Consider the following 4,968-nt stretch of genomic DNA (forward strand, 5'->3'; position numbering starts at 1 on the left):
TTTCTCGGACTTGATGTCTTTGGCCAGCTCTGCGGCCATGGCTTTGAGTTTTTCTTGATCCACTTGTGTACCCACGATGGTATCCTTTTGAAAAGATTACTCAGTCGTGGGCAGTTACACAATTTGGTTTACAGGCTCCAAAGCCCAGGTTTACAGTCGTGCTCACTATGGAAACGGGTGGGCGGATGACGATGGTGATTGCCAAAATACCCGCCACGAACTCTTGGTAGAGCGCTCTACCGCGCCAGTTCGATTTAAGGACGAATCCAAATGCACTGTCGTGTTTGGGCGTTGGATAAGCCCGTTCACCAATCGGGTCATTCAGGATGCGCGCCAGCTAGATGCCGATCACCTGGTCCCGCTTTCATGGAGTTGGCAAAGAGGTGCCTCGGAATGGTCCGTTGAAAAACGAGAGGCTTTTGCCAACGATCCGTCTAATGTGCTTATCGTAGAATCCTCCCTCAATCGATCAAAGTCCGATAAGGGGCCGGACGAGTGGTTGCCGCCAGAGGGCCGGTGTGGCTATACGGCGAGATTCACGAGGATCGTATTGAAATATCGACTACAGCCAAAGCCTGATGAGAGCGCCAGAATTAAAGAAATCTTGGAACAGTGTCGAGGGTAGCAATGGGGTCGACAATCAATGTCGACCCCCTATTTATGCACTGGCTTTCACTGCTTTTAATTCAGAAATGAATTGCTCTACCCGATCTGCATCCTCATTGTTGAGAATCGCGAAAACAGGACGCTTCTGGGCCCCCTCTTTCACGGTGGCGCTTGCAAATTCGTGCTCGTAATCTTTCACCTGCTTTGCGACAGTTTTCGGGATTTGCACCGTGATCGTCTCCAGATCCGGCGCGTCATCCAGGATGCCAAGAAACAAAGCCTTTTCCTTGGCTTTGGTCACCCCGATGTTCACTTGTTGCCGTGACATTCCAAGTAAACGGCCGACTTGGGACATGCCATAGCCGTCAACCAGGACAAGCGACAACGCCATGAAAACCCAATACTTGATGTATCGAAACTCTGTGGTGATCGACACAAGCTGCAATTGAGTGAACACAGGTTGTTCGGTCGGTGCCACAGCGTGCTTGAACAGATCCACAAGGACCTGATAATCCCTCTCTGCATTTGGAGCGTCTCGCTCAAACACTTCCAGAGTTGGTACGCCTTCAACTAGAACGCGGTAAGCGCGATCTTTCAGTTCCGGAGAAGGCTTTACAGCCCTTACTGCCTTGGCGAAGGATTGAGGATGAATATTCATTGACCTAACCCCGCGTATGTCTGAACAGCTGCCCGTTGTGTGTCGGATAAGGGGATAGAGCTCAGAAACTCCGTGAAGGCTTGCTCATCGGATAATTCCTGCCGTTCGGAACGCCAGGTCTTCCAAGTTGCGATGGCCTGGTCGTCATCGGTTGGCTCAAATCCGTTATCCAGTGCCAAATCGAGTGCGGCTGCGTATGCCCATTTCGGAACGATCCGGGTGCCGTCAGCCCAGGATCGGAGGTGTTTGCCTCTCAAACTGTCCCTCTCAGCACCGTAACGGACTCTGCCGATATCGAGAATGCGTTGAGCGGTGACATCGTGGCTTTCCTGTGGCCCGAAAACCGCCAAAACGTGCGCAAAGAACACGCGGCCATCCCCTACCCTCTGTTTTTTGGTTTCATCGCTCATAATTTACCGCCAAACAGCGCTTCGCCGATTTTCTCCCAGTCTTTCTTCCAGCTTCTTGGGACTTTGAAGCGCATGGCGTTGCCTTTCCCATCTTCAATTTCCAACACGCCCTTTTCGGCCACATTCACTTTCTTGGCCGAGAACGTCATTGGTTTCGGCGTCTGGGGTTCTTGCTCTTTCTTTGCAGGTTTGGACCCTGGTACTTCCCTGCCCTCTTTAAGCGCTTTTACCCTGGCGGCGTACTTCTGTTCAGCCCCGGATGAAATTTGGCCAGCTTCAAGGATTTTCTCGGCTTCGGCCGCGGCGTATTCCTGATCGAGTTTCCATAATTCAACCAGGCTGCCAAGGGTGTTCAGGTTGGTCAGCGCTTCAGCGCGAACCAGCATCTGGATTTCTTCGGGACCGTTGAAAATCTTCAGGCGTTTGCTGAGATCGGTTTTCGAGAGATCCAAGTCTTCTGCGGCCTCGCCCTGCTTTTTCCCGGACAGTTCCACATACCGTGCACAGGCTTTGATGTCTTCCCAGGGTGTCAGAGGGCGTCGATCATCGTTGTCAGACTTCTGCTTCCGAAGAATTTCTGCCTGCTCTGGGGCGGTAAGCTCCGCCGGCTCATACTCATAAACAATGGCGTCGATATATTCCCAGCCGGCTTTTTGGGCAGCTTTCCAACGGTTTTCGCCGTTGCGGATCTTGTATTGATTAGGTCCGGTCATCACTACGGTAATGGGTTGATGCTGCCCGTCCTTTTGGAGCTTGCGCGCTAGAGAATCAATGAAATTAGGATCGAACGTTTCGCGCGGTTGGTTAGGATCCGGGGTGATAGATGAGATCAATACACGGCAAAGTTCCCCAGTCGCGGCAATAACGACGGGTTTGCTAGTATCCCTGGTCTCAGTGGATTCTTTTCTGCCGCCACCCAAAGCGGCTTTGAGGCCTGCCTTTTTGCTCATGCCTTGCCCTCATCCAGGTCCTTCAGAATTTCGTCGGCCAAGTCTCGGATGTCGTTTGCAGACTCCGATCGCTTGGCATAGTCAACGATGCCCTGGCCGTAGGCGTGGGCTTTCTTGAACTCTTCAGAGCGACGAATGGTTGTCTTGAAAACTGGGTAGGGGTAGTCCTCCCCGAATAACTCCAAGGCCATCCTGGTTAAATCTTCATTGGCGCGGGTACTGGTCAACAAAACCCGGAAAAACGGAGCTCCATCGCGAAACTCTTGAATCTTGCTGAGTGATTCCACGCAGATCTCTGTTGCGCGGAAGTCTGCGGGTGCGGGCTGCAGAGGAACAATGACGTAGTCTGCCATAGCCATAACAGCGCTATTGATCTTGCTGGCTTTCCCGTCTTCTTCATCGTCCATATCGACAATGATGCCTGCGGTGTCAATCAAGATGATGTCGTTGGAACCTTCATAGGCTTTGATGTTGACCTTGATCATCGGGTCATACATTCCAACCACCGGTACTTTGGCGTTATCACCCGCCAAACTTTGCCAGTGGACACAACCACCTTCTTTCTCGGTGTCAGCGATCACCGTGGAGTACCCGCGATTCACGAATTCACAGGCCAGGTTAATAGTGGTGTTGGTCTTGCCGACGCCACCTTTTCGGTTGATTACTGCAATTTTGATGGGGCGTTTGAGCTTAGGGGCAAAGGGCTTCGCCATTGGGTAGGTCCTTCTGTTAGGTCGCCACGAGTACCGGCGAACGTGAGTAATGGCTCATCCTACCGGTTTTTTTGTCAAACTTTCAACAAAAATACTTTGACTCGAATCAAATAGCGCCATCTAATATAGAACTATATGAAAATGGAGAGTTTCGAGATGGATCTGGTGACGCGAAACGGATTGTGGTGTGTTGTATTCGAAGGCGATTTGGGCGAACAGTTTCAGAAGACTTTTGGCTCCAATGTGGTTCCCCTGCCCATCGAGTCGTCTGTTCCAAAGAGCCAGGCGCTTGAGCATCTGGAAAGACATAAAGATTCTTTGAGCATGGATTATCTGTTTCCGGCCGGAAACTCCAGGTGACGGCTATTGTTGTTCTGAAAGATAATCTAATCTTTTTGGGCTTGAAAGATGTACCAAAAGATTGACAAAGAAAGGCGATAAAGTTACGCTTTAATGGCATTCAAATTGGTTTACCGCAAAGCGAGGTAAGTTAGATGGAAAAGGTAAAAAGGGGTCAGACGGTCCGGTTGGGTCGAGTGCTGGCCAAGGTTAAGCGGGTCTATAAAAACACCCTGGTTATTGAGACACGAGGCGGTCGTCTGAGAGTGGCCAGGGAAGATGTCGATATGGCATGGGGGGCGTGAAAGTGATGGCCGAAAAATTCGTAAATCTACACCAGCGTCGGCTCGTGCTTATAGAGACGATGGGCAACCTCGATGAAGAAAAGCGCCGCCTGAAAGCGCGGATGTCGAGCGCAACAGACGAAGCAAAGCGGCGAATTGGGAATGAGATCGAAGAGCTTCAGCAACAGCGCGAAGCAGCACGGCTAGAGCTGGCAGAGATAAATCAGGCCATCAAAGCCAGTAAAGCGGTGAAGCACCGCGGAGGCGCCGATGTCTCCGTTTCGCAAGTGTTTGTTGAGCTCGCTCGAAGACATCTTGAGAAAGAAGACTTCGACTACTTGTATCAGCAGTCCCTGCAAGCCGCCAACTGCGCGAGCGATCTCTAATACCCTTCTGATTCGAGGAAAACCCTATGCCACAAGTAAATGTTATCGACCGCCCTACCCTGAAAAACGTCATTCGTCCAGCACTGGACGCGAAATTGGCCGAGCTTTCAAAAGAGCTTGGGCTGCAAATTACTTCGGGAAGTGCCACGTACGGTGATGCCACTGGCAGTTTTAAGCTGAATCTTGCGACCATCTGTGAAGACGGCGCCGTAATGACGCAAGAGCGACAGGCTTTCCTGGACCTCCATGAGCTTTATGGTCTGCCCGAGAGTGCACTGGACGCCGAGATCACTTTGTCAGGGCTTCGGCTCCGTATAGCCGGCATTCGGACCAAGGCGCCCAAAAATAACATCCTGTTGACCAGTCTCGATGGCAGTGGGAATCGTGTTGCTCCACTGAGTCTTGTAAAGGCAGCGTTGAAGCGCTCACAGGGCTGAAATGGAAGTTAGTAATGCGGGTCCGTGTTGACCCGCATTTTTTTGGGTATCCGGAATTTCTGGTTGATAAAATGCCAAAGATGTAAAGAAGAAAATCTTTCTCAGCGGATTATCTGATTGATCCTCTTCAGCCTACTCTACTGCCAATTTTCTGTTTCCACCTTCGCCTGAGTCTTCATAGCGAT

General features: G+C 51.0%; 9 protein-coding genes. 5 read left to right on the forward strand and 4 right to left on the reverse strand.

Annotation, left to right across the window (positions count from 1 at the left end):
- Nucleotides 1-280 precede the first annotated feature (280 nt).
- Entirely contained in the window at nt 281-625 is a 345-nt protein-coding gene (locus AC13D2_RS06860) for an HNH endonuclease family protein (RefSeq protein ID WP_228210991.1), read from the forward strand.
- 33 nt (nt 626-658) lie between these two features.
- Here AC13D2_RS06860 and AC13D2_RS06865 read toward each other — a convergent pair whose 3' ends face one another.
- The 4 genes from AC13D2_RS06865 to AC13D2_RS06880 are packed head-to-tail and all read right to left on the reverse strand — an operon-like array spanning nt 659 to nt 3,337.
- On the reverse strand, nt 659-1,264 hold the full coding sequence (locus tag AC13D2_RS06865) for a hypothetical protein (RefSeq protein ID WP_228210959.1): 606 nt from the start codon (nt 1,262-1,264) through the stop codon (nt 659-661).
- Nucleotides 1,261-1,674 carry a hypothetical protein gene (locus AC13D2_RS06870; protein WP_091643549.1) on the reverse strand — a complete coding sequence of 138 codons (414 nt, stop codon included), beginning with the start codon at nt 1,672-1,674 and terminating at the stop codon, nt 1,261-1,263. Before AC13D2_RS06870 ends, AC13D2_RS06865 begins: the two co-directional genes overlap by 4 nt.
- Nucleotides 1,671-2,624, reverse strand: a complete 954-nt coding sequence (locus AC13D2_RS06875) for a ParB/RepB/Spo0J family partition protein (RefSeq protein ID WP_418142094.1) — start codon at nt 2,622-2,624, stop codon at nt 1,671-1,673. Before AC13D2_RS06875 ends, AC13D2_RS06870 begins: the two co-directional genes overlap by 4 nt.
- A complete protein-coding gene (locus AC13D2_RS06880; protein WP_099620033.1) occupies nt 2,621-3,337 on the reverse strand; it encodes a nucleotide-binding protein in 717 nt (238 codons plus the stop codon). Before AC13D2_RS06880 ends, AC13D2_RS06875 begins: the two co-directional genes overlap by 4 nt.
- 156 nt (nt 3,338-3,493) lie before the next feature.
- On the opposite strand from AC13D2_RS06880, the gene AC13D2_RS06885 reads away from it, so the two are divergent.
- From AC13D2_RS06885 to AC13D2_RS06900, 4 genes are all read left to right on the forward strand, one after another.
- Nucleotides 3,494-3,697, forward strand: coding sequence for a hypothetical protein (locus tag AC13D2_RS06885; RefSeq protein WP_091643540.1), 204 nt, complete (start codon nt 3,494-3,496; stop codon nt 3,695-3,697).
- A 134-nt stretch (nt 3,698-3,831) separates the two neighbouring features.
- The gene (locus AC13D2_RS06890) at nt 3,832-3,981 is read left to right on the forward strand and encodes a hypothetical protein (protein WP_153634927.1); all 150 of its coding nucleotides are present in this window, start codon (nt 3,832-3,834) and stop codon (nt 3,979-3,981) included.
- A complete protein-coding gene (locus AC13D2_RS06895) occupies nt 3,978-4,346 on the forward strand; it encodes a hypothetical protein (RefSeq protein WP_482938369.1) in 369 nt (122 codons plus the stop codon). Before AC13D2_RS06890 ends, AC13D2_RS06895 begins: the two co-directional genes overlap by 4 nt.
- Before the next feature lie 26 nt (nt 4,347-4,372).
- Entirely contained in the window at nt 4,373-4,783 is a 411-nt protein-coding gene (locus tag AC13D2_RS06900; RefSeq protein WP_482938370.1) for a hypothetical protein, read from the forward strand.
- Nucleotides 4,784-4,968: the final 185 nt, after the last annotated feature.

It is taken from the genome of Marinobacter sp. B-12, assembly GCF_056857915.1.

Excerpts from the sequence above, each read along its gene's own strand:
- AC13D2_RS06865 (WP_228210959.1), bottom strand. The coding sequence starts at position 1,264 with ATGAATATTCATCCTCAATCCTTCGCCAAGGCAGTAAGGGCTGTAAAG.
- AC13D2_RS06870 (WP_091643549.1), bottom strand. The coding sequence starts at position 1,674 with ATGAGCGATGAAACCAAAAAACAGAGGGTAGGGGATGGCCGCGTGTTC.
- AC13D2_RS06875 (WP_418142094.1), bottom strand. The coding sequence starts at position 2,624 with ATGAGCAAAAAGGCAGGCCTCAAAGCCGCTTTGGGTGGCGGCAGAAAA.
- AC13D2_RS06880 (WP_099620033.1), bottom strand. The coding sequence starts at position 3,337 with ATGGCGAAGCCCTTTGCCCCTAAGCTCAAACGCCCCATCAAAATTGCA.
- AC13D2_RS06885 (WP_091643540.1), top strand. The coding sequence starts at position 3,494 with ATGGATCTGGTGACGCGAAACGGATTGTGGTGTGTTGTATTCGAAGGC.
- AC13D2_RS06890 (WP_153634927.1), top strand. The coding sequence starts at position 3,832 with ATGGAAAAGGTAAAAAGGGGTCAGACGGTCCGGTTGGGTCGAGTGCTG.
- AC13D2_RS06900 (WP_482938370.1), top strand. The coding sequence starts at position 4,373 with ATGCCACAAGTAAATGTTATCGACCGCCCTACCCTGAAAAACGTCATT.